Raw genomic sequence first — 23711 nt, 5'->3', positions numbered from 1 at the left:
ATGATGAGTGGTTTTCCGATCCTCAGCGTGATGATGCTGGTGCCGCTTGCGGCGGGGCTGGCATGTCTCTTCCTCGACGCGAAAGCGGCGCGCAATCTCGCCCTCGTGGCGACGCTGATCGACTTCGCACTTGGTGTGGTGCTCTGGCTGAACTTCGATGTCGGCGGTGCGCAGTGGCAGTTTACCGAACGGGTGGAGTTGTTCTCCGGCTTCTCCTACGCGCTCGGCATTGACGGCATTGCCCTTCTGCTGATCGTGCTGACCGTCTTCCTCATGCCGATCTGTATCGGTGCGAGCTGGAAGTCGATCGACAAGCGCGTCGGCGAATACATGGGCGCGTTCCTGATCATGGAAACGCTGATGATCGGCGTGTTCTGCGCGCAGGACATCTTCCTGTTCTACATGTTCTTCGAAGCCGGCCTGATCCCGATGTACCTGATCATCGGCATCTGGGGCGGTCAGGACCGCATCTACGCCGCCTACAAGTTCTTCCTCTACACGCTGCTCGGCTCGGTGCTGATGCTGGTGGCCATGCTCTACATGGTCCACGTGGCGGGGACGACCGACGTGCCGACGCTGATGGCCTATGACTTCGATCCGAAGGTCCAGACCTGGCTGTGGCTTGCCTTCTTCGCCAGCTTTGCGGTGAAGATGCCGATGTGGCCGGTCCACACCTGGCTTCCTGCCGCCCACGTGCAGGCGCCGACCGCCGGTTCGGTGATCCTGGCGGGCGTGCTGCTGAAGATGGGTGGTTACGGCTTCATCCGCTTCTCGCTGCCGATGTTCCCCGAAGCCTCGGCGCAGTTCGCGCCGCTGATCTGGGGGCTGTCGATGGCGGCCGTCGTGATCACCTCGCTGATCGCGCTGGTGCAGGACGACATGAAGAAGCTGATCGCCTATTCGTCGGTCGCCCACATGGGCATCGTGACGATCGGCCTGTTCGCCTTCAACACGCAGGGCCTCGAAGGCTCGATGATGGTCATGCTCAGCCACGGCCTCGTTGCGGGTGCGCTGTTCCTCTGCGTGGGCATCATCTACGATCGCCTCCACACGCGAGAGATCGCCCGTTACGGCGGCCTTGCGATCAACATGCCGCGTTACGCGCTGTTCTTCCTGCTCTTCACGATGGCCTCGATCGGCCTTCCGGGCACCAGCGGTTTTGTCGGCGAATTCCTGAGCCTGGCCGGGATCTACGCGATCTCGACATGGACCGCGCTGATCTGTGCCACGGGCATCATCCTGGGCGCGGCCTACATGCTCTATCTTTATCGCCGGGTTGCCTTTGGCGACCAGAAGAACGCCGATGCCGCTGCCATGCTGGACCTCGACGCCCGTGAATACCTGATGGTGGTTCCGCTGGCGCTCGCGGTGCTGTGGATGGGCATCTATCCCGAGAGCTTCATTGCTCCCATGCGTGCCGATATCGCCGCGCTGGAAGCCCGGATTTCCGCTGCGGCGCCGGAAGGGGACTCCAAGGTAACTGTTGGCAAGGAAAAGCCTGTGCACGAACACGCTGCGCACGAGGGGGCACACTGATGGACTGGTCGCAGTCGCTGCGCCTTATCGCGCCGGAAGAAACGCTTAGCATTGCAGGCCTGATCCTGCTTCTCGTCGCCGCCTGGGGCGGGGACAAGGCAAGCCGTCTGATCTCGATCCTGTCGGTGGCCGCGCTGGTCGCTGCCGGCGTCATGGTGTCGCCTGCCCTGTGCGGCGGCGCGATGGGCCCGGATACTTCGGCCTTCTTCGGCCAGTTCCACGCCGATGCCTTCGCCAGCTATGCCAAGATCCTGATCTATATCTCGGCCGCCGCTTCGCTGGTGATCGCGCCCGCTTTCTTCGAGCGGTTCAAGGCGATGCGCGCCGAATACCCGATCCTGGTGCTGTTCGCCGCGCTCGGCATGGGCATCATGGTTTCGGCCGGCGATCTGCTGACGCTTTACATCGGCCTCGAAATGAACTCGCTGGCCGCCTACGTGCTGGCTGCGTTCCTGCGCAACGATGGGCGTTCGGCGGAAGCCGGCCTCAAGTATTTCGTGCTGGGCGCGCTGGCTTCGGGCATCCTGCTGTTCGGCATGAGCCTGACCTATGGCTTTACCGGCACGACCTCGTTCAGCGGCATCAACGCCGCGCTGGCGGACGGTCTGTCGAACGGGGCGCTGTTCGGCATCGTCTTCATGCTGGCGGGCCTTGCCTTCAAGGTGAGCGCGGTTCCGTTCCACATGTGGACGCCCGACGTCTATGAAGGCGCACCGACGCCGGTGACGATGTTCTTCGCCACCGCGCCCAAGGTCGCCGGCATGGGCCTGATGATGCGCGTGCTGCTCGATGCCTTCGGGGATCAGGCCGCCGCATGGCAGCAGATCGTGCTGTTCCTCGCCCTGGCCTCGATCGTGGTCGGTGCGCTGGGCGCGATCGGGCAGACCAACATCAAGCGCCTGATGGCCTATTCGTCGATCAACAATGCCGGCTTCATCCTTGTCGGTCTTGCCGTCGCAACGCCTGAGGGCGCCTCGGCCATGCTGTTCTACCTCGCGATCTATGTCGCGATGTCGCTCGGCGGTTTCGCGGTGATCCTGATGCTGAAGGATGAGAACGGCGATTACGTCGAGCACATCCCCAGCTTTGCGGGCCTGTCGCGCACGCGTCCGGGACTGGCGCTGGGCCTGGCCATGGTCATGTTCAGCTTGGCCGGTATCCCGCCGCTGTTCGGCTTCTGGGGCAAGTTCCTGGTCTTCAAGGCGGCTGTCGACGGCGGTATGATCGCGCTTGCCGCACTCGGCTTCGCAGCGTCGGTGATCGGCGCCTTCTACTACCTCAAGGTCGTCAAGATCATGTATTTCGACGAACCGGCGGACGTGGTGAAGGGCGAAAGCGACGTGTGGCACAAGCTGATCCTGGTGATCTCCTGTGTGGTCATTTCGCCGCTCGGCTTCTTCCTCACCAAGTGGCTCGGCGGGCTGACGGACACTGCCGCGACCGCGCTGTTCCATGCGCTCTGATCTGATCCGGGCGCTTTGATCCGGACCGTCGAAGAGACCGGTTCCACCAACGCGGATCTGGCGGCCAGGCTTTCGGGCGGGGAATACCTGCCCGAGGGCGACTGGCTGGTCGCGGACCGCCAGACCGCGGGCCGGGGGCGTCTCGGGCGCGTCTGGAACAACGGTGCCGGAAACTTCATGGGATCGACCGTGGTCCGGCCCGGTCCCGGCGATCCTCCCGCTTCCACGCTTGCTCTGATGACGGGCCTTGCCGTGCACGAGGCGCTGCTGCCGTTCGTGCCGCAGGGATCGGCCCTCTGGCTCAAGTGGCCCAATGACCTGCTGCTGGACGGCGCCAAGATCGTGGGCATCCTGCTGGAAGTGGTGGCCGGGGCCGTGGTTGTCGGCATCGGCGTCAATCTCGTTACGGCACCGGATATTCCGGGCAGGGCCGTCGCCGCGCTGGCGGACTACGGCACGGCGCCCGGCCGCGATGCCTTTGCAGAAGTGCTGGCGGCTTCGTTTGACCGGGAACTGCAGCGCTGGCGCAGCGCCGGCCTTGCCCCGCTGCTGCGGCGCTGGCAGAGTGCCGCGCATCCCGTGGGGACCCGGCTGACGGTGCTCCCGCCGGGGGAGGAAGCGGTTGAAGGCAGTTTCGCCGGGCTTTCGCAGGATGGCAATCTCCTGCTGGGGCTGAACGATGGAACGCAGCGGACGATCCACGCGGGGGATGTCCTGCTTGCAAGCGCTTCACATTGAGGAATCGGAAAGCCCATGCTGCTCGCCATTGATGCCGGCAATACCAATGTCGTTTTCGCCCTGCTGGAAGGCCGCTCGATCAAGGGCCGCTGGCGTATCGCCACCGATCCGCGCCGTACTGGCGACGAATATGCCGTCTGGCTGATGCAGCTCATCGCCATCCAGGGCTATGCGAAGAGCGATGTCTCGCAAATCATCATTTCCACGGTGGTGCCGCGAGCGCTGCACAATCTGGAAATTCTGGCGCGGCACTATTTCGATATCGAGCCGCTGATCGCCGGGCAGGGCAAGGCCGACTATGCGATCGATATCGACGTGGACGAGCCGCGCTCGCTCGGCGCCGACCGGGCGGTGAACGCCATCGCCGCGCACGCCAGGCACGGCGGCGACCTGATCGTCGTGGACTTCGGCACGGCAACGACGTTCGACGTGATCGACTTTCACGGGGCCTACAAGGGCGGCATCATCGCGCCGGGGATCAACCTCTCGCTCGATGCGCTGGTGGGCAATACCGCCAAGCTGCCGCGCATTGCCATCGAAGTGCCCGAGAGCAAAAGCGTTGTCGGGCGCAATACCGAGGACCAGATGCTGATCGGTGTCTTCTGGGGCTATGTGGCGATGATGGAAGGCCTGATCGCCCGCATCCGTGCGGAAATCGGCCGGCCGGCGAAAGTCATTGCCACCGGCGGCCTTGCGGTCCTGTTCGGCGAGGCGACGGATATTTTTGACGCGGTCGATGCCGATCTCACCATCGACGGCCTCGCCATTCTCGCGGAAAGGGCCGCTACGAAGTGATTCCCGGCAACGAACTGGTCTTCTGCGCGCTCGGCGGCTCCGGCGAGATTGGCATGAACGTCAATCTCTATGGCTGCCAGGGCAAGTGGCTGATGGTCGATCTCGGCATGACGTTCGGCATGAACGAATACCCCGGCGTCGATCTGGTCTTCGCCGATCTCGAATTCATCGAGAACGAGCGTGAGAACCTGCTTGGCGTGGTCCTGACCCACGCGCACGAGGATCACATTGGCGCCGTGCCCTATTTCGCCGAGGAACTGGGCGTGCCGCTCTATGCGACGCCGTTCACGGCCAAGCTGGTGGCGGCCAAGCTGGAAGAAGCTGGGCTTCTCGACGAAGTCGAATTGATCGTGATCGAGGATCTCGATCAGTTCCAGATCGGCCCCTTCGGCGTGCGCTACGTGCCGCTGGCGCACTCGATCGCGGAAGGCAATGCGCTGGTGATCGAGACGCCTTACGGCCGCATCTTCCACACCGGCGACTGGAAGCTCGACGACGATCCGCAGATCGGTACGCCTGCAACGGCTGAGGAACTGACCGCGATCGGCGACGAGGGCGTGCTGGCGCTGGTGTGCGATTCCACCAATGTCTTCAACAACAAGGCCTCCGGCTCGGAAGGCGAAGTTTATGAAGGCCTGCTGGAGGAAGTGAAGCGCCACAAGGGCAAGCGGGTGCTGGTCACGACCTTTGCCTCCAACGTCGCGCGGCTGCAGACGCTGGGCGATGTTGCACGCAAGACCGGGCGCCGGCTGTGCGTTGCCGGCCGTTCGCTCGACCGTATCATCCGCGCCGGGCAGGCCTGCGGCTACCTCAAGCAATTGCCGGACCTCATCGACATCGAGGAGGTCAATGATCTCCCGCGCGAGGAAGTGCTGATCGTGGCCACCGGCGGGCAGGGCGAGCCGCGCGCGGCGCTGGCGCGCATTTCCGAGGGCAGCCACCCGATCAAGCTGGAAAAGGGCGATGTCGTGCTGTTTTCCAGCCGCCAGATCCCCGGCAACGAGATCGCCATCGGCCGTATCCAGAACCGGCTTGCCGACGCGGGCGTGGAGATCATCACCGACCGCCAGAGTCTGATCCACGTCTCCGGCCATCCGGGGCGGCCGGAACTCGAAGCGCTCTATGGCTGGCTGCGCCCGCAGATCCTGATGCCGGTCCACGGCGAAATCCGCCACATGAAAGAGCAGGTCCGGCTCGGTCTTGCCAGCGGCATTCCCAAGGCGGTGTTCCAGAAGAACGGCGACCTGGTGCGCCTCGCCCCCGATCATCCCGGCAAGTTCGGCGAAGTGCGGGCCGGGCGCCTCGTGCTCGATGGCGACATCATTTGCCCGGCCGATGGCGAGGCGATGGTGATGCGCCGGCGCATTGCCTACAACGGCGTCGTGTCGGTGGCGGCGGACCGCAAGGGCCATGTCGAGATCGCGGCCATCGGCCTGCCGCTCGACGAGGACTACGCCGAATTCATCGAGGAAGCCCGCCGCGACGTTGCCGAGGCCCTGGCCAAGGCGAAAAAGGCCGACCGTGAAGGGCGCATCGAGGCGGCCCGCCTTGCCGCCCGGCGCGCCGCCACGCGCTGGTCGGGCAAGAAACCGCAAGTGCAGGTCCTGCTGCTGGAGGATTGATCAGGATGCAGATGCAGTGGTTCTCGATCCTGGCGATCTACGGTCTGCTCTGGGTGCTGAGTGCATTTCTGGTCATGCCTTTCGGCCTGCGCACGCCGCACGAGACAGGCGAAACGGTCGAGAAGGGCCACGCTGACAGCGCGCCGGTGAACTTCCGCCCGCGCAAGATCGTGCTGCGCGCCACGCTGCTCGCGGCCGTGCTGTTCGTGGCTTACTACGAGAACTACGTGAACGGATGGATCACGCTTGATAATCTCAACTTCTTCGGAGACCCGCCGGTGAAGGATCTGGGGTACTGATTTTGCCAGGCCCCGGCCTGTGCAAGACCGCCTGTCTGGGGTGGACACGATGAAGGGGCTTTTGACCATCGCAGCCCTCATGGCCGTGATATCCTGCCCTGTTTCAGCACTAGCGGCGCCGGAGCGGACCAGTTCTCCGGTTGAAATCCGGACCGGCGATGTGGCCCTGTTCTATCAGATCTATGATGCTGCGGCAGGGGCACCGGCCGGTCCCGCATTGCAACGCGCATATATCGATGGCGGCAGCGATGGTGTCCGGCAGTTCGTGCCGAACCGGATCGTTTCGGGCGCGCACCTTGCTGAGGTGGTGGCGAGCGAGCGCCAGCATTACGAGGACGCGCGGCGATGTGTCGAAGCGCTTCCGGGCGTGAAGGAGCAGCTCGAACAGGCTTTCCTGCGATTGGCGAAGCTCGTGCCCGATGCTGCCTTTCCACCAGTCACCATCCTGATCGGCGCGGACAACAGCGGGGGTACAACCGGCCCATCCGGTGTCCTGATTGGATTGGAAGTGGCGTGCCGCGCAGACTGGCTTGGGTCAGACGTGACACAGCGATTGGTTCATTTGATTGCCCATGAATACGGACACGTCGAGCAGCCTGCCGAACTTGACAGCGAAGTGGAGCCGGGAACTGTCTTGCGTGCATCGCTGGTGGAAGGTGTTGCTGAACTGGTGGCCGAGTTGATTTCCGGCGACGTTAGCAATGCACATCTGGCTGTGTGGACACGCGGGCGCGAGAAGGAGATCGATGAGCGTTTCCTGAGGGACGCAAACGATACGGACCTTTCGCATTGGCTTTACAACGGCGTGGGAACGCCATCCGACCCGGGCGACCTCGGCTACTGGGTCGGCTACCGGATCGCCAGAGCCTATTACGACAAGAGTGCCGACAAGCGCGCCGCGCTCAAGACCTTGCTGGCGTTGAAGGACCCGCAGGGCGTGCTCACGTCCAGTGGCTGGACACCGGGAATGACGATCCAGTGAGCCAATGCGCGGGAGCAATCGCTTCCGCGCATCACCCCCGCAGGCGCTCGATCCCCTGTGCCAGTGCGACGTAAAGCTTGCCCATGTCCGAGGACAGCAGAGTTACGCCCAGTGCATTGCCGTCGCGGGTGGACAGCACCTGGCGCAGCACTGCCTCGAAATCGTGGATGTAGCGGCTGACATGTTCGCGGAAGGTGTCGTCGCGCTCGAACAGCTGCTGGATCGCCTTGACGTCCGCGCTTTCGAGCAGGCTCACGGCACGGCGGGTGAAGATGCCGCGGTCGCCGCGCAGGTAAGCGGCCCAGGCCGTGTCGGCAACATCGGTCGAGAGCGCGCCGGCAATGTCGATCGCATTGGAATTGAGCGATTCGGTGATGAGCGCGACGCGGCGGGAGAAGTCGTTGTCGACCTGCTCTTCGGCGCGCTGGCGGGCATGGGAGACGCGGTTTTCCAGGTTGCCGGTGAGCTCGTCGATCTTGGCGAGCTGATCGCGCAGCTGGATCGTCGTCTCGCGGGTGACACCGGCGGCATGGGCGACGGCCTGGTCAAGCTGGCCGGAGACTTCCGACACTTTTGTGCGCATGGCCTTTTCGATGGCCTGCGCGCTTTCATCGCCAAGGGTGCGCGCAACCGTGGCGATGCGCGCGGCGCTTTCGCTTTCGATCGCCTCGACCGCTTCATGGAGGGCCGTGCGCAAGGCCGCGATCGCGGCGGTGAGTTCATCGCGGGCCTTGCCGGCGGTGCTTGCGGTTGCACTGTCGATTTCGGCGAGCGTGACCTGCATCCGGGCGAGCTGCGCCGCGTGGTCCTCGCCCTGTCTGCTCACGGAATCCTGCGTTTGGGCCAGCCTGGATACCAGGGCTTCCAGATTGGCGCCGGACCGTTCGATGCCCGAGGCGAGGTCCTCGCCGCTTTCGGCGGACTGGCGCAGCACGGCCAGCAAGGCTGATACGCCGCTTTCCAGACGGTTCAGGCGGTCTTCCGAGATCGCCAGGGCTTCGGGCAGGGCGGAATGGGTATGTTTGGCGCTGGCCTGGATCAGTTCGAGCAGGCGCACGCAGTCTTCGGTGAGCTTCTCGACATCGCCTTCGGTCGCCGCCAGCGTGGTACGGGCTGCGGTCAGGCGGTCGGCGAGGGTCTGCAGACTGCCGGTCAGCCGCACTTCGGAATCGCCCGTCTGCGCGGCGATTTCGGCCATGCGGCTTTCGAACAGGCCCAGTTGTGCCGTTACCGTTTCCGCCCGTTCGCTGAGGGCCGCCGCGTGCTGGCGGTGGCGTTCGAGGCGTTCGGCGATCGTGCCGTCCAGCTCGCCCAGCATGTGTTCGATGCGGGCAATGGCATGGCGTTCATGTTCGACCTGCCGGGCCTGCCGTTCCTCCGCCTCGATCGCCAGCTGCTCGCCGCGCTGGGTGAGGGCTTCGTCCATGCGCTCGGCCTCGGCCATCAGCGTCGCGAGGCGGCCGGCGAGGGAATCGATCGCGGTGTGCTGCGCTGTCGTGATGCTGCCGGCAACGGCAGACTGTTCGTCGCGCAGGTTCGCCAGCGCGCTCTTGAGAGCATCGATGGTTTCGCGATGGAGGCCATCGATGCCTCGGGCGGTAGCGGAGTGTTCGCTCTGCAAGGCCTCAAGCGAGGCTCTGAGTGTATCGATGGTGCCGCGCTGGGCGCTGGCGATGGTGTCCACAGAGGCTGATTGCTCCACCCGCAGCGTCTCAAGCGATGCCTTGAGCATGTCGAGCGTGTTGTGCTGCGCCCCGGCGACATTTTCCACCGTCGCGGATTGCTCCGCCCGCAGCATGTCGAGCGCGGCCTTGAGCGTCCTGATGGTCTCGGCCTGCATCCCGGTAATGTTTTCGGCCGCAGCGGCCTGCTCCGTCAGCAGGGTTTCAAGCGAAGCTCTGAGCGCCTGCTCCGCACGTTCCTCTCCGTCGCGCAGGGCGCGCGAGACGACATCGCTTTCATCGCGCAGCGCGGTGAGGCGCGAGCGCAGCGAGGTGAGGCTTTCGGCCTCGTGATCGTCCAGCTGATGGCGGGTCGTGTCGATTTCCGCGGCCAGCGCTGCCGCGCGCGTGCGGATCGCGGCGAGGGCGTCGATCTCGTGTCGGTCAAGCTGGGTGCGGAATTCCTCGCTTTGCGTAGAGAGCGCGGCAAAGCGTTCATCGGCCAGGGTCTGGAATTGCCCGCTCCGGCGTTCGAACTCGGCCAGCGTCTCGGTGATGCGGGCCCGCAGCGATTCGACTTGGCGTTCACTGGCGGAACCGAACTCGTTGAGGCGGTTGAAGCCCTGCACCATGTCCTCAAGCTGGGCATGGGCGGTGCGCCCGGCATTCGCGATGTTGTTGGTCACATCCTTGGCCGAGCTGGCGATCACCGGAAGCTGGCTGCGCAGCTTTTCCATGTTCTCCAGCGCGGCGGAGCTGACCGTGCTGATCGAATCGACGCGCGCGCCGTTGTCCCGCACGAGGTCCTGCAGCCGCCCGGCATTCTGCGACAGCCGGTCTGCCGCGACGCGGCCGAGCGCTTCGAGATCGCGCGACTGGGCGGCGATGAATTCGCGCGCGAGGCTGAGTTCGCGGTTCACGGTTGTCAGCCGCAGTTCGAGCTGGGCGGATTCGGTGGAGAGCAGCCGCGCGACATTGCCGAAGCGCTTGCCCTCGCGCGTGCTGTGGCGCAGCGCCAGCAGCCAGACGAGACCGATCAGCATGACCGGCACGCACCATTGCATGACGAGGGCGGGCACTTCGGCAAGCGCTATGCCTGCCTGCAAATGCGGCCAGAGGGCTGCGATGAACAGGGCGCTCCAGCCTGCGATGGCCAGCCCCGCGAGTGTGGGGGCGATCCAGTTGCGCGTGGTTTCGGGTGTTTCGTCTGCCGCCACCCAGGCCTCGTCCCAGCTTTCCTGCGCTTCGGTTTCGGTGCCGCTCGCCGCGGTGGGCGCTTCGGCGGCACTGTATTCCGCAGCGTGTTCCGCAGTGGAATTCTCGCTGTTTCCCGCGCCGAACGCGATGATCCTGTTTTCCCCAGCCATCCTTGCAGGATACCACGTGTCCTGCGGCAATAAACCCCGGTTTAACGCTTTGCGTACTATCCTGGGGAAATGGCGTATGAAGCAGGTGCCCTTGAAGAGACTCTGGCCGCGGCGGCAGGCGGTGATGCCGCGCTCCATGCCGAGCTGCGCGCGTCCTACGCGGAAAGCGTCAGCCGGCAGGTGGATCTGCTCGAACGCTCACGCTGCGACGGCAACTGGCATGTCGCGGCGATGCGGCTGAAGGGCCTTGCGGCGAGTTTTCATTCCGTAGCGCTGCTGGCGCTGGCCGAGGAAGCGCTTGATACCGCACCGGGCGATCCCGCCGTGGTGCGCCGGCTCAAGGCCTATGTCACCGAGTTTTCCTTAGGCTGATTTATCCACCCTGCTTGGCACGTGGTGCCGGGCCGCCTAAATGGGTCTGCGGGGCTGGAGAAACGATTTGCGGATTGCATTGCTGGCGATGACGGAGCCTGCGGGCGCGGGACAGCCGTCCCCCCGCGCGTTCCTGCGTGTCGCCGGGGCAAGCCTCGCGCGGCACCAGTTGGGACTGGTGGTGGCGCTCGATTGCCAGCGGGTGGTCTGCATGGCGCGCGGCACTTCGCCTGACCTCATCGCCTTGCAGCACGCGGCCGAGGATGCCGGGCTGCAATTCGCCATCGTCACCAGCCCGCGCCAGCTTGCGGGGCAAGTCACGGCGGCGGACGAACTCATTGTCGTGAGCGAGGGCCTGTTCGTGGAGCCTGCCACTGCCGCGCCGCTGCTGGAAGACCGCAAGCCGGCGGTGCTCGTGCAGCCGGTCGAAGGCGCGCTGGCGGCCGGATTCGAGCGGATCGACATCAACCGGGCGAGCGCCGGTCTGATGCGGATTCCCGGCCAGCTTGCCGAGCGGCTGCACGAACTGCCTGCCGATTGCGATGTCGCTTCCGCGCTCACCCGGATCGCGCTGCAATCGGGCGTGCAGATGCGCGAGGTTCCCGCTGCCGCGCGGGCCGGCACGGACTGGCGGATGGTTCGCACCGAAAGCGAGGCCTATGCGCTGGAGAACGAGTGGCTGCGTGTGCGGTTCGCCGACGGCCCGACTTCGCCCGGCCGCGCCGTGGCCCGTCTCGGCGTGGTCAGCTTCGGGTCCTCGATGCTTCATGCGGGCAATGCCAGCAATGCCTTGTCCGCAGGCGTGGTGGTGCTGCTCGCGATTGCCTGCGGGCTGGGCTGGTTCGCGCTGGTCCCGGCCGGTTTCCTGTTTGCGGCGCTGGCGTGGGTGCTGGCGGAAGCAAGCGGGCTGCTGCGTTCGGCGGAACGGCAGGCGCTTGGCCTGCTGCCGCCCGCGATCCCGCGCGCCGATGTGCTTTCATGGCTGACCGATACCGTCTTCGCCGCGCTGATTCTGGCTGACACGCCGCGCTTTCCCGGGCAGATGCTGTTCTCCTGGCTGTCGGAACCGGCCGTGCTGATATTGCTCCTGTGGCTTATCCCGCGGGTGGTGAAGCGGACGGCTTCGCGGTGGATCGGCGACCGGCTGCTGCTTGGGGTGCTGCTGGGGGTGGCGTCTGCGCTGGATCAGCTCTTGCCCGGCGTGCAGATTGTCTCTCTCGGCCTGATCGCGGCGGGGCTTGTGCTGGCGGGACGTCAGCAGGACTAAGCATTTGCGGCCTAACCGGGATTTAACCAAACGCGGGGTACACGGGAGGGATGATCGACAAGACTGTCCATCCGGCAAGCGGTGAAAACGTGGAGGCCGTGCTGCGCGACGAGCTGGCACGCGGTGATGCCATGGCGGAAACCGTGCTGCCGATTCTGCGCCATCTGGTCGCGGCGGAGGACAGTTCCGTATTCAGCGACGAGATCCTTGCGCGCGTCCGCGGGATGCTGGCGGATTTGGCCGGCAGCTTGCTCGGGGCTCTGAACGAGGGCGGGCAGCAGGCGCAGAGCGCGGCCGAAGCAGAGCATCTGGCCAGTGCTCTCATGGACAATCCCGCGCTGCTGTCGCACGTCCATGCCCTTGCTCTGGAATGGCATCTGACCGAGCGGATGCAGGCGCGTCTGGCGATCGATCCGGTGGTCTCGCCCTTGCTCCAGCGGCTCATCGCATCGTCCGATCCGGCGGTGCAGGGGCTTGCCATGACTTTTCTGGCCGCGCAGGCGCGCTGGTGCCAGGCGCAGCGGCGGATGATGCTGCCCTTGCGCGAACTGCCCAGCGACCTGTTCCATGCGGCCCTGCTGACTTTGCGGGCCCTGTCCATCCCCACGCCGGAGATGGCGGACAAGGCGGCGCAGGCGGAAGCCGCGCTTCGCCAGTCCTACGACGAGGGGGCAAGCCGCCTCGGGCTGGCGTCGCGGCTGATCATGGGGCTGGGCATCGAGGCGCAGGCCGCGCTTTCGCTTGCGGACGGCGGTGTGGCCCTGTTTCTGACGACTCTCTCGCTCGGATCGGGGCAGCTGCGCGATGCCGCGGTGCTGTCCACGCACAAGGCGCAAGTGGCGCGTCTGGCGCTGGCGCTGCGTGCGGCGGGGCTGGAGGCGTCCGCCGTCGAGGAACAGTTCCTGGCACTGCACCCGGATGTGACATTGCCGCCCGGTTTCGACCGTATCGGCCCCGATTTCGCCGCCGCGCTTCTCTCGTCCGGACGGTACTCGGGATGATGGTCGAAGACGGCACCGTTCTGGCGCGCGCGCAAAGCGATGCCGAAGACCGCCTGCTGTGTGCGGACGAGCCGCTGTCCGGCCTGCATCTGCGCTGCGGCGGCGAACTGCCCGGCACCATCGCGATTCCCGAACTGCTCGAACTGGTCCGCAAGGCGCGGCGCTACGGCTTTCGGGTGGCGCGGGCGGTCAGCGCGCACGATGGCCTGGAAACGGTGACGGCATGGGTTGAAGTCGAGCCGCTTGGCCAGGGCCAAGGCTGCCTCATTCGCGTGCGCAGTTGGCATTCTGCACCGGCTCCGGCTGAGGACAGCGCTGCGGCCGAGGGCCGGCGAATGCTGACGGCGCGCCATTTGGCCGAGCTGTCCGCGCAGCTCGACGCCGGGCAGCGGGTGCTGTCCGTCGTGTACGACAGCCCCGAACTGGCCGAAGTGGCCGCGGCGATGGAAGCCGGGATCGGCCGGCCCTGGACCGATTTTCTGCCTCTGGAGGATTTCTCGCACCAGCAGCCGCTGCATTGGCGCCTGCTGGACGGCGCAAAGGTCAGCGTGCCCGGCGCCGAACGGCCCTGGCGCGCGACGCTCATTCCCTACATGCAACCGGGGTTCGATCCGGCCGGTTTTGAACTGCTGCTACTGTCCGATGAGGCCTCCGGGGATAGCGCCACGGTGCCGTCTGCGCCGCCGGTGCCGCTCGTGCCCGCGCGCCGCAGTCTGGTCGGGCAGGACATCGCGCCTGTGCTCAAGCAGCCGATCTCGCGCATCATCGCCAATGCCGAGACGATCCGCACCCGGCTCGCCGGGCCCTTGCCTGATGCCTATTCGGAATATGCGGGTGAGATTGCCAGTGCCGGCAAGCTGCTGCTCGAACTGCTCGATGACATGGCCGATCTCGAAGTGGTGGAATCCGAAGGGTTCAGCACTGCTCCCGACCGCATCGACTTGTCTGAAGTGGCGCGTCAGGCCGCCGGTATCCTGAACGTGCGCGCGCGCGAAAAGGGCATCGTCATCGAGCCGCCGCACCCCTCGGACCAGCTTCGCGCCATCGCCGAGTTCCGCCGGGTGCTGCAGGTTCTGCTCAATCTCATCGGCAATGCGATCCGCTATTCGCCCGAGAATTCGCATATCTGGATCCGGCTTGAGGACATGGGAGAGCGTGCCCGCGTGATCGTTGCCGATCAGGGGCCAGGGCTTTCCGAGGACCAGCAGGCCCGCGTGTTCGAAAAGTACGAGCGGCTCGGGCGCAGCGGCGATGGCGGCACCGGGCTTGGCCTCTACATCTCGCGCAGCCTTGCACGCGCGATGGGCGGAGAGCTGACGGTGGAAAGCGCACCGGGGCAGGGGGCCCGCTTCATGCTCGACGTGCCGGCGGATCCGGCCGCAGGCTTCGGAACCTGATTTAGCCGGTCCCGTTCCGGCGCAGCACAAGCCAGAGCGCGATGAAACCAACCGCCGCCAGCACGGCGCCGCGGATTGCCCAGGTCCGGTTCGCCAGCATGAAGCTGTCTTCCGGCCACATCAGCACGCCGGTGCCCTGACAAACCCACAACAGCCCCATGGCGATGGCGAGCACGCCGAAAACGAAGGCAATGATCCTCAAAAACAGCATGGTTATGTCGCGTCCCGTCCGGAATGCTGAAACGATGCGGTCCGGATGCGGCCAGATTGTGGCCGCATCCGGCGGAATGTCCAGCGCTTCCGTTCCGTATCAAGAAAGGTTCGTTCCGGCAGAATCCGGTGCTATGGATGCCCTGCATGAGAAGCTTTTGGCTTGGCGTTGAAAATGGATGACTTGCGCAGCCTTCCTCCGCTCGATGCGGACGAGGCGGATTTCGCGCTATCGTATGATGGGACCGTAGCGGACTCCGAAGAGGAGCCGAAACGGGGGCATTCGCGGGGCTGGTATGCCGTGCGCATCCTTGCCGTGCTGCTGCTGGGTTTCTTCCTGATCGTCGGATGGCTGGCCGTCACGGCGCCGCTGTCGAAATCGCTGCAGCCGATTTCGCCGCCGCAGATCACGCTGCTGGCAGCCGACGGCACGCCGATCGCGCGCAACGGGGCGATGGTGGAAGCGCCGGTCGAGATCGCGAAACTTCCCGAACATGTGCCGCAGGCCTTCCTCGCGATCGAGGACCGGCGCTTCTACAGCCATTGGGGCATAGACCCGCGCGGCATGGCCCGCGCCTTGTGGACCAATATGACCACGGGCCGCATGGAAGGTGGCAGCACGATCACGCAGCAGCTTGCCAAGTTCACGTTCCTTTCGGCGGACCGCACGCTGGGCCGCAAGGCGCGAGAGATGCTGATCGCCTTCTGGCTGGAAGCCTGGCTGACCAAGGACGAGATCCTGCAGCGCTATCTCTCCAATGCCTATTTCGGCGACAATACCTATGGCCTGCGGGCCGCCTCGCTGCATTACTTCCACCGCCAGCCCGAAAAGCTCACGCTTGCCCAGGGCGCAATGCTCGCGGGTCTGATGAAGGCGCCGTCCAGCCTCGCGCCGAGCAAGCATTACGACCGCGCGGAACAGCGTATGCGCGTCGTGCTGCACGCGATGGTCGAGGCCGGGTATCTGACGGCGCAGCAGGCCCGCGCCGTGCGTGCGCCGCGCCTGGACGTGCGTACCCGCGCGGATCTGCCGACCGGAACCTACTTCGCCGACTGGGCACTGCCGCAGGCCCGCACTCTCGATGAGGACAGCTACGCGAAGAAGACGTACACGACGACGCTCGATGCGCATCTGCAGGCCGCTGCCCGCCGGGCGATTGCCCGCGCCGGGCTGGGCCAGGCGCAAGTGGCGCTGGTGGCCATGCATCCCAACGGGGAAGTCGTCGCCATGGTGGGGGGCAAGGACTACGCCGATTCCCCGTTCAACCGGGCAACACAGGCGCAGCGCCAGCCCGGTTCGACCTTCAAGCTGTTCGTCTATCTTGCCGCGCTGCGCGAAGGCATGAAGCCTACCGACACGATCGAGAACACGCCGTTCACGACCGGCAGCTACCGGCCCGAAAATTCCGGTGGGCATTACTCGCCGACGATCACGCTGGAAGATGCTTTCGCGCACTCCAGCAACGTCGCGGCGGTGCGGCTGCTGAACAAGGTCGGCGACACGGCGGTGATCGACATGGCGCGTTCGCTCGGCGTGACGTCGCCGCTGCCCAAGGGCGATCCGAGCATGGCGCTGGGGACGGCGACCATGAACCTGATGGAGCTGACAGCGGCCTATGCCGGGGTTGCGGGGAACCGTTTTCCCGTCAAGCCGACGGCGTTTCCGGCGGAAAAGGAAGGCTGGTTCGATGGCCTTCTGGGGCGCAAGCACAGCCTCTCCACCGAAGTCCACGCCAATATCGAAAAGATGTTGCGGGCGACGATCAACCGGGGAACCGGCCGCGCTGCGATGCTGCAGGCGCCGAACTACGGCAAGACCGGCACCAGCCAGGAAAACCGCGACGCCCTGTTCGTCGGCTATGCCGGCAATCTGGTGGTGGGCGTGTGGGTCGGCAACGATGACAACTCGCCGCTGAAAGGCATGCATGGCGGCGGTGTCCCCGCGCAGATCTGGGCCGATTTCATGAAGGATGCGCTGGGTGAAAGAGCCGCGCCCCAACCGCATCCCGATCCCAGCGGGCCGGTGCAGCCGCTCGACTTGCCCGATCTCGGCGAGATCCCTCTCGGCGATGTGGGCAACTTGCGCATTGAGAACGGGCAGGCGGTTATCAGTGGTCAGATCAACGGCAATCCGATCGACCTGCACATCGACAGTGGTGGTCTCAAGATCAACGGCGATCAGATCGTCAACCAGCTCGGCAAGGCTGGCGATGATGTGCAGCGCGCGCTGGATCAGGCCGCGGAGGCGAAACGCAAGGCAGCCGATGAGGCCGCGAAGGCGGGGCCCTGACAAGAGGCTGATCCCGCGTGCCTTCTGAAAACGGGCGGGGCGCTTTGCCAGAGATCATGTTCCGACCGGCTCAAAGGGCTACAATGGCGTGTCGACTCGATCGGTACAGCATGGAAAGCCGATGCTGATGACACGCGCCAATCTGGCCTGCTTTTCCGTTACCCTGTGCGAGGAACAGCGCGGTGGCCTGATGATAGCGTGCCTGTTCCGGCCGGCCGAAACCATGATCAGGAGGTTGCTATGCGGACTTTGACGATGGGTGCAGTTCTCGCCGTGACACTGGTTGCGGGAGCCGCCGCTTATGGCGGATCGGCTCCCTTGTCTCCGGCCTTGTCTCCGGCCCTGTCTCCAGCACCGGACGGCAACCGCGGCGCGGGGCTCATGCAGATGGGAATGGGCCAGATGGGTATGGGCCAGATGGGTATGGGCCAGATGGGTATGGGACCAGGCGGCCGGGGAGGCGGGCCTATCGCCCGCCATCGTGCCGCGATGATGCAGGGGATTCCCGAGCCCTATCGATCGATGACCAATCCCTTGCCGGGAACAGCAGAAACGCTGAAGCGCGGCGCTACGGTCTATGCCGTGAACTGTGCGGCGTGTCACGGTGCGCAAGGATTGGGTGATGGACCGGCCGCGGCCAGCCTGACGCCGCCTCCCGGTAATCTGGCGTGGCTGGCGGACCGGCCGATGGGGCAGTGGGATCCCTTCATCTACTGGACCGTGGCGGAAGGCGGCGCCCAGTTCGGATCGGCGATGCCTGCCTTCAAGGATAGCCTGACTTCGGATGAGATCTGGGCCGTGACGACCTATATTCAGGCTCATTTCCCGAAAGAGCCGAAGTAGGCTCCGGTCGGTTCGCCGCCGCGCGACCGGCCGGAAAGAACGCGGTAGAAAGAAAAAAGCCCCCGCTTTCGCGAGGGCTTTTTTCTTTGGTGCGATGTGTCGCAGCCGAACTCAGCGCTGGCCGAGCGGCACGTAGTCCCGCTGCGTCGGGCCGGTGTAGAGCTGGCGCGGGCGACCGATCTTCTGGCCGGGGTCCGAGATCATTTCGTTCCACTGCGCAACCCAGCCCACGGTGCGGGCGAGGGCGAAGAGCACGGTGAACATCGTGGTCGGGAAGCCGATCGCGTTGAGGATGATGCCCGAGTAGAAGTCGACGTTCGGGAACAGCTTCTTCTCGATGAAGTAAGGATCGCTGAGCGCGATTTCCTCAAGGCGCAGCGCGGTCTCGAACAGCGGATCGTCGACCTTGAGCGCTTCGAACACTTCGCGAACGGTGGTCTGCATGACCGTCGCACGCGGGTCGTAGTTCTTGTAGACGCGGTGGCCGAAGCCCATCAGGCGGAACGGGTCGTTCTTGTCCTTGGCGCGCTCGATGTAGTGCGCGATCTTGTCCGGCGTGCCGATTTCCTTGAGCATGTTGAGCGCGGCTTCGTTCGCGCCGCCATGCGCCGGGCCCCACAGGCAGGCAATGCCGGCCGCGATGCAGGCGAAGGGGTTCGCGCCCGAAGAACCGGCGAGACGCACGGTCGAGGTCGAAGCGTTCTGCTCGTGGTCGGCGTGGAGGATGAAGATGCGGTCCATGGCCTTTTCGACGGCCGGGATCACTTCGTATTCCTCGGCCGGAACGCCGAACGTCATGCGCAGGAAGTTGCCGGTGTAGGACAGGCTGTTGTCCGGATAGACGAACGGCTGGCCGACCGAATACTTGTAGGCCATGGCAGCGATCGTCGGCATCTTGGCGATCAGGCGGTGGCTGGCGATCTTGCGCTGCACCGGATCGGCGATGTCGGTGGAGTCGTGGTAGAACGCCGAAAGCGCCCCGACCACGCCGCACATGATCGCCATCGGGTGCGCGTCGCGGCGGAAACCCTGGTAGAACTGGCGCAGCTGCTCGTGCAGCATGGTGTGACGGCTGATGGTGAACTCGAAGGTTTCCAGTTCATCCTTGCTCGGCAGTTCACCATTCAGCAGCAGGTAGCTGACTTCCATGAACGACGAGCTTTCGGCGAGCTGGCCGATCGGGTAGCCACGGTGAAGCAGGACGCCTTCGTCACCGTCGATGTAGGTCAGCGCGCTCTCGCAGCTGGCGGTCGAGGTAAAGCCAGGGTCAAACGTGAACATGCCCGTCTGGCCATAGAGCTTGCGGATATCGACAACATCCGGCCCGACGCTGCCCTTGAGGACAGGATAGTCGTATTCAGCGCCGCCGGCACTCAGCTTGACCTGATCACCCACCAGTTTTTCTCCTTATGCTTGAAACCCCGCCGGGACGTCCGCCTGTGCGCCGATACGCGCGAGGCTCTCTTCCCGGCCGAGCAATACCAAAACGTCGAAAATCCCCGGCGAGGTCGTCTGACCCGTCAGGGCTGCCCGCAAGGGTTGCGCGAGCTTGCCGAGTCCCAGTCCGAGTTCCTCGGCCATTGCCTTCAGGTTGGCTTCCAGGCCGTCCAGCGTCCATTCGGACACGGTGGACAGGCGCTCGTGAACCGCGGCGAGGCGCGCCCGCGCCTCATCGGTCAGGAGCCCTTGCGCCTTCTCGGTCATTTCGAGGGGGCGCTTGGCGAACAGGAAGGCGGCACCTTCTGCAAGATCGTTAAGGTCCTTGGCGCGGACCTTGAGCACGGGCATGGCGCGCGCGAGCAGATCGAGGTCTGCATCGCAACCGAGGCGGGCCTGGATCAGGCCGGCAAGCCGCGCATCGTCGGCTTCGCGCAAGTAATGTCCGTTGAGATTCTGAAGCTTGGCAAGATCGAAACGCGACGGCGATTTGCCGACATGCGCGATATCGAACCATTCCACGGCCTGCTCGCGGGTGATGATTTCCTCATCGCCATGGCCCCAGCCGAGGCGCAGCAGGTAATTGAACAGGGCCTCGGGCAGTACGCCCAGTTCGTCGCGGTAGGCATCGACGCCGAGCGCGCCATGCCGCTTCGAGAGCTTCGCGCCGTCCGCGCCGTGGATCAGCGGGACGTGGGCATATTCGGGAATGTCCCAGCCCATGCCCTTGAGGATCACCAGCTGGCGGAAAGCGTTGTTGAGATGGTCGTCGCCGCGGATGACATGCGTGACGCCCATGTCGTTGTCGTCGACCACGACGGCAAGCATGTAGGTCGGCGTGCCGTCGCTGCGCAGGATCACGAAATCGTCGATCTCGGCATTCTGGACCGTGACGGTGCCCTGCACGAGATCCTCGATGACCGTCTCGCCTTCGCGCGGCGCCTTGATGCGCACGACATAGGGCTGGTCTTCGGGCCAGGTCGAGGGATCGGCATCGCGCCATTCGCTCTCGATTCGGAACGGGCGGCGCTCTTCCTGCGCTTTCTGGCGGCGCTCGGCGAGTTCCTCGGATGTAAGGTAGCAGCGGTAGGCGTGGCCGTGCCGGAGCAGCTCGTCCGCGACTTCGGCGTGGCGGTGCGAGCGGGCGAACTGGAAGACCGGCGGCTCGTCGCCATCAAGGCCGAGCCAGGAAAGGCCGTCGAAAATCGCGTCGATCGCTTCCACCGTGGAGCGCACGCGGTCGGTGTCTTCCACACGCAACAGATACTTGCCGCCGTGATGGCGGGCGTAGAGCCAGTTGAACAGTGCGGTACGCGCGCCGCCGATGTGCAGGAAGCCGGTGGGCGAGGGGGCAAAGCGCGTTACGACGGGCTTCTTGCCTGCCGGTCCGCCCGATGCACTGCCGCTTGCCATTCCCCGTACCTTCCTGTCCTATGCGCGCCATGGCGAGCCAGGCCGCACCGTCTGAAAATCCGCGCCCGGACGCCGTCCGCGGCGCTGCGCTGCAACATCGGCCATGGAACAGCAAACGCCTCTTGTCGAGGGGTTTGGCCGAATTTGAATTTTTTCTTTCGCAAGCTGCGTTTCGCCAAGCGCAATGGTCAGTGGTGGCATTCGGCGCGGGAATAGGAGCCTGGTTTGCGCTTCCTTCGCCCGGGTGGTGGATCGCATGGTGCACCGGGTGGTTTGTCCTCACCGGGACAGTGATTGTCCTGCGGTGGCCAAGGCATCTTTATTATCATGTTTTCACGATGTTTTTGATGGTTTTCCCGGCATTGGCCGCCGGGTGCCTTACGGTCTGGGCGCGGTCTGCCATGGTCGGTCAACCATCCATCGCCAAGCCGGTTTTCGGCACCTTTACCGGCAGGGTTCTCGAACGGGAGGAGCAGCCCGCGCAGGGGCGGGACAGGCTGACCGTTGCCATGCGCGATCCCGGCAACGGGCGCGCGATCAAGGTGCGGGTGAATGTGCCGGAAAAAGACGGTCTGGTCCGGTCTTCCGCAGGGCCTGAGGCAGGAGATGTGATCCGGTTCAAGGCCCGGTTGATGCCGCCGGCACCGCCGATGCTTCCGGGCGCCTACAATTTCGCGCGAACGGCCTGGTTCTCGGGGATCTCCGCAACCGGAACCCTGCTGGAGACGCCCGAAATCGTCGAGCAGGGGCACAGCGGAGGCCGTCTCGCGGCGCTGAGGGCCGGGCTCTCGCGCCATGTGCGGGAACGACTCGGCGGCGGTGAAGCGGGAATCGCGGCGGCCTTGGTTACAGGGGATCGCGGCGGCATTGCCGAAGACGATGCACAGGCGATGCGCGATGCCGGCTTGGCGCATCTTCTGTCGATCAGCGGGCTGCATGTCAGTGCCGTGATCGGCGCAACGTATCTGCTGGTCCTGCGGCTTCTGGCGCTCTCGCCCTGGCTGGCGCTGCGCGTGCGCCTGCCGGTCTTCGCGGCCGGCGCGGGCGCGCTGGCGGGAATCGGATATACGCTGCTGACCGGCGCGCAAGTGCCGACGGTGCGATCCTGCATCGGCGCCTTGCTGGTGCTGGCGGCACTGGCGCTGGGGCGTGAGCCGCTCTCGCTGCGGATGCTGGCTGTCGCGGCCTTCTGCGTTCTGCTGCTCTGGCCGGAGTCGCTTGCCGGGCCGAGTTTCCAGATGAGTTTCGGGGCCGTTCTGGCGATCGTCGGTCTGGGAACGGCCGAGCCTGTCGGGCGCTTTCTTTCGCCGCGCGATGAAGCCATGGCCGCGCGCGCGTTGCGCTATCTGGCGATGGTGCTGCTGACGGGCACGGTGATCGAACTCGCGCTCATGCCGATCGGGCTGTACCACTTCCATCGTGCAGGCGTTTACGGGGCGCTCGCCAATGTCCTGGCCATTCCGCTCACGACTTTCGTAGTGATGCCGCTGGTCGGGACGGCTCTGGTTCTGGACCTGGCGGGAGCTGGCGCCCCGGTATGGTGGCTGGCGGGCCATGCGATCGACCTGCTGATTGGTATCGCGCATGGGATTGCCGCAAGGCCCGGAGCGGTTTCGGTAATGCCGGCCATGGGAACCGGAGCGTTCCTGCTGTTCGTCGGCGGCGGCCTGTGGCTGGGGCTATGGAGCGGGCGAGTGCGCTTGTGGGGTCTGGCTCCTGCCGTTGCCGGTACACTGCTCCTCGCCGCGATGGCGCCGCCCGATGTGCTGGTGACTGGGGACGGGCGCCATGTCGGCCTTGTCGATGCGGCGGGAGAGCGGCTTTTCGTTCTGCGCGACAGCCGAAGCAGCTATGTGCGCGACAACCTGCTGGAACTGGCCGGGATGGAAGGGGAACCTGTCCTCATCGAACGCTGGCCCGGCGCCCGGTGCAACAGCGATTTCTGCACTGTGCCGGTCCGCCGCAGGAACCGCATCTGGCATCTGCTTATCGCGCGCGGGCGTGACGAGGTGCCCGAACGCATGCTCGCGGCGGCTTGCGACAAGGCCGATATCGTGATTGCCGACCGCTGGTTGCCGCGCAGTTGCCGTCCGGCGTGGCTCAAGGCCGACCGTTCAACGCTGAACCGTACCGGCGGCCTTGCCATCCATCTGGCCTCAGGCAAAGTCACGACTGTTGCCGAGGGGCAGGGTGAACATGGATGGTGGCGCCCCGGAAAGTAGGCGCGCCGCCGTGCTTCAGTGATAGCGCCGCAGCAGCCCCGCAAGCTTGCCCTGAACCTCGACTTCGTCCGGCCCGTAGATCTGCGGTTCGTATGCGGTATTGGCCGGATCGAGCCGCACCATGCCGCCTTCGCGGTGCAGGTACTTGAGCGTCGCTTCCTCGCCGCGCACCAGCGCGACCACGATTTCGCCGTCGCGGGCCGTGTTCGTCCGCTTCACCAGTGCGAAGTCGCCGTCCAGAATGCCGGCATCGACCATCGAGTCGCCCGAAACTTCCAGCGCGTAGTGTTCGCCGGAACCAAGCAGGGCGGCCGGAACCGGCAGGGTCGCCTGGCCTTCCAGCGCCTCGATCGGAACGCCGGCGGCGATGCGCCCGTGCAGGGGAATTTCGATAACGTCGTTGGCGGGCTCGGGCATCGCGCGCGGGGCCGCCGTCTCGTTGCTGTTGGCCGGCGCGGGACGGGCGGCGGCAGGCTTGCTCGTCGCATCCTCGGGCTGGCGCAGCACTTCGAGCGCACGCGCACGGTTGGGCAGGCGGCGGATGAAGCCGCGTTCCTCCAGCGCGGAAATCAGGCGATGCACCCCGGACTTCGACTTGAGGTCCAGCGCTTCCTTCATTTCCTCAAAGCTGGGGGAGATGCCGCTCTCCTCAAGCCGGGTCTGGATGAACCGGAGCAATTCGTGCTGCTTGCGCGTCAACATGGTCGCTGCCTCTTGCTTGCCGTTCGCCGGAAATGTTCCGCCGAAATGTTCTGATTGCGAACATTGAGAGAACAATTAAGCAACGAAATTGGTA

General features: G+C 65.2%; 19 protein-coding genes. 14 read left to right on the top strand and 5 right to left on the bottom strand.

What is annotated here, in order from left to right; translation table 11 throughout:
- Window positions 1–3 precede the first annotated feature (3 nt).
- The 7 genes from NN5_RS00685 to NN5_RS00655 are packed head-to-tail and all read left to right on the top strand — an operon-like array spanning window position 4 to window position 7435.
- Window positions 4–1536 (top strand): NADH-quinone oxidoreductase subunit M, encoded by a 1533-nt coding sequence (locus NN5_RS00685; RefSeq protein WP_067732133.1) that lies wholly within the window; start codon window positions 4–6, stop codon window positions 1534–1536.
- Window positions 1536–2999: an NADH-quinone oxidoreductase subunit NuoN gene (nuoN, locus tag NN5_RS00680; protein ID WP_067732052.1), complete on the top strand. Its 1464-nt coding sequence runs from the start codon at window positions 1536–1538 to the stop codon at window positions 2997–2999. Before NN5_RS00685 ends, nuoN begins: the two co-directional genes overlap by 1 nt.
- Window positions 3000–3014: 15 nt before the next feature.
- The gene (locus tag NN5_RS00675; RefSeq protein ID WP_067732050.1) at window positions 3015–3737 is read left to right on the top strand and encodes a biotin--[acetyl-CoA-carboxylase] ligase; all 723 of its coding nucleotides are present in this window, start codon (window positions 3015–3017) and stop codon (window positions 3735–3737) included.
- Window positions 3738–3752: 15 nt separating this feature from the next.
- The gene (locus NN5_RS00670) at window positions 3753–4532 is read left to right on the top strand and encodes a type III pantothenate kinase (protein WP_067732049.1); all 780 of its coding nucleotides are present in this window, start codon (window positions 3753–3755) and stop codon (window positions 4530–4532) included.
- Window positions 4529–6154, top strand: coding sequence for a ribonuclease J (locus NN5_RS00665; RefSeq protein WP_067732047.1), 1626 nt, complete (start codon window positions 4529–4531; stop codon window positions 6152–6154). The genes NN5_RS00670 and NN5_RS00665 overlap by 4 nt, the downstream gene beginning before the upstream one ends.
- An 11-nt stretch (window positions 6155–6165) precedes the next feature.
- On the top strand, window positions 6166–6453 hold the full coding sequence (locus tag NN5_RS00660) for a DUF1467 family protein (RefSeq protein WP_067732131.1): 288 nt from the start codon (window positions 6166–6168) through the stop codon (window positions 6451–6453).
- A 49-nt stretch (window positions 6454–6502) separates the two neighbouring features.
- Window positions 6503–7435: a DUF2268 domain-containing putative Zn-dependent protease gene (locus tag NN5_RS00655; RefSeq protein WP_084384650.1), complete on the top strand. Its 933-nt coding sequence runs from the start codon at window positions 6503–6505 to the stop codon at window positions 7433–7435.
- A gap of 31 nt (window positions 7436–7466) precedes the next feature.
- Here NN5_RS00655 and NN5_RS00650 read toward each other — a convergent pair whose 3' ends face one another.
- Complete coding sequence (locus NN5_RS00650; protein WP_067732043.1) at window positions 7467–10463, bottom strand: coiled-coil domain-containing protein; 2997 nt, start codon at window positions 10461–10463, stop codon at window positions 7467–7469.
- A gap of 69 nt (window positions 10464–10532) precedes the next feature.
- On the opposite strand from NN5_RS00650, the gene NN5_RS00645 reads away from it, so the two are divergent.
- The 4 genes from NN5_RS00645 to NN5_RS00630 all read left to right on the top strand — a co-directional run bounded on the left by NN5_RS00645 (window position 10533) and on the right by NN5_RS00630 (window position 14500).
- Window positions 10533–10835 carry a hypothetical protein gene (locus tag NN5_RS00645; RefSeq protein WP_067732041.1) on the top strand — a complete coding sequence of 101 codons (303 nt, stop codon included), beginning with the start codon at window positions 10533–10535 and terminating at the stop codon, window positions 10833–10835.
- Window positions 10836–10923: 88 nt separating this feature from the next.
- Window positions 10924–12102 carry a hypothetical protein gene (locus NN5_RS00640; protein WP_067732129.1) on the top strand — a complete coding sequence of 393 codons (1179 nt, stop codon included), beginning with the start codon at window positions 10924–10926 and terminating at the stop codon, window positions 12100–12102.
- 50 nt (window positions 12103–12152) lie between these two features.
- The gene (locus tag NN5_RS00635; RefSeq protein ID WP_067732039.1) at window positions 12153–13103 is read left to right on the top strand and encodes a hypothetical protein; all 951 of its coding nucleotides are present in this window, start codon (window positions 12153–12155) and stop codon (window positions 13101–13103) included.
- Window positions 13103–14500 (top strand): sensor histidine kinase, encoded by a 1398-nt coding sequence (locus NN5_RS00630; protein ID WP_067732127.1) that lies wholly within the window; start codon window positions 13103–13105, stop codon window positions 14498–14500. Before NN5_RS00635 ends, NN5_RS00630 begins: the two co-directional genes overlap by 1 nt.
- 1 nt (window position 14501) lies before the next feature.
- Here the strand turns inward: NN5_RS00630 and NN5_RS00625 are convergent, their stop codons facing one another.
- On the bottom strand, window positions 14502–14711 hold the full coding sequence (locus NN5_RS00625) for a hypothetical protein (protein ID WP_067732038.1): 210 nt from the start codon (window positions 14709–14711) through the stop codon (window positions 14502–14504).
- Window positions 14712–14885: 174 nt separating this feature from the next.
- On the opposite strand from NN5_RS00625, the gene NN5_RS00620 reads away from it, so the two are divergent.
- Both NN5_RS00620 and NN5_RS00615 read left to right on the top strand, forming a co-directional pair.
- Window positions 14886–17000, top strand: a complete 2115-nt coding sequence (locus tag NN5_RS00620) for a transglycosylase domain-containing protein (protein WP_084384649.1) — start codon at window positions 14886–14888, stop codon at window positions 16998–17000.
- Window positions 17001–17240: 240 nt separating this feature from the next.
- Window positions 17241–17843 carry a c-type cytochrome gene (locus NN5_RS00615; protein WP_157080950.1) on the top strand — a complete coding sequence of 201 codons (603 nt, stop codon included), beginning with the start codon at window positions 17241–17243 and terminating at the stop codon, window positions 17841–17843.
- 111 nt (window positions 17844–17954) lie between these two features.
- Here the strand turns inward: NN5_RS00615 and NN5_RS00610 are convergent, their stop codons facing one another.
- On the bottom strand, window positions 17955–19238 hold the full coding sequence (locus NN5_RS00610; RefSeq protein ID WP_067732035.1) for a citrate synthase: 1284 nt from the start codon (window positions 19236–19238) through the stop codon (window positions 17955–17957).
- 12 nt (window positions 19239–19250) lie between these two features.
- On the bottom strand, window positions 19251–20693 hold the full coding sequence (gltX, locus tag NN5_RS00605) for a glutamate--tRNA ligase (RefSeq protein ID WP_067732034.1): 1443 nt from the start codon (window positions 20691–20693) through the stop codon (window positions 19251–19253).
- Between the two features lie 29 nt (window positions 20694–20722).
- On the opposite strand from gltX, the gene NN5_RS00600 reads away from it, so the two are divergent.
- On the top strand, window positions 20723–22915 hold the full coding sequence (locus NN5_RS00600) for a ComEC/Rec2 family competence protein (protein WP_067732125.1): 2193 nt from the start codon (window positions 20723–20725) through the stop codon (window positions 22913–22915).
- Window positions 22916–22930: 15 nt separating this feature from the next.
- Here NN5_RS00600 and lexA read toward each other — a convergent pair whose 3' ends face one another.
- Window positions 22931–23617, bottom strand: a complete 687-nt coding sequence (lexA, locus tag NN5_RS00595; RefSeq protein WP_067732033.1) for a transcriptional repressor LexA — start codon at window positions 23615–23617, stop codon at window positions 22931–22933.
- Window positions 23618–23711 lie beyond the last annotated feature (94 nt).

Source organism: Novosphingobium naphthalenivorans NBRC 102051 (assembly GCF_001590985.1).
Lineage (GTDB): Bacteria > Pseudomonadota > Alphaproteobacteria > Sphingomonadales > Sphingomonadaceae > Novosphingobium > Novosphingobium naphthalenivorans.
Note: the sequence above shows the minus strand (reverse complement) of the source record. Positions and strands in the feature narration are given on the sequence as shown.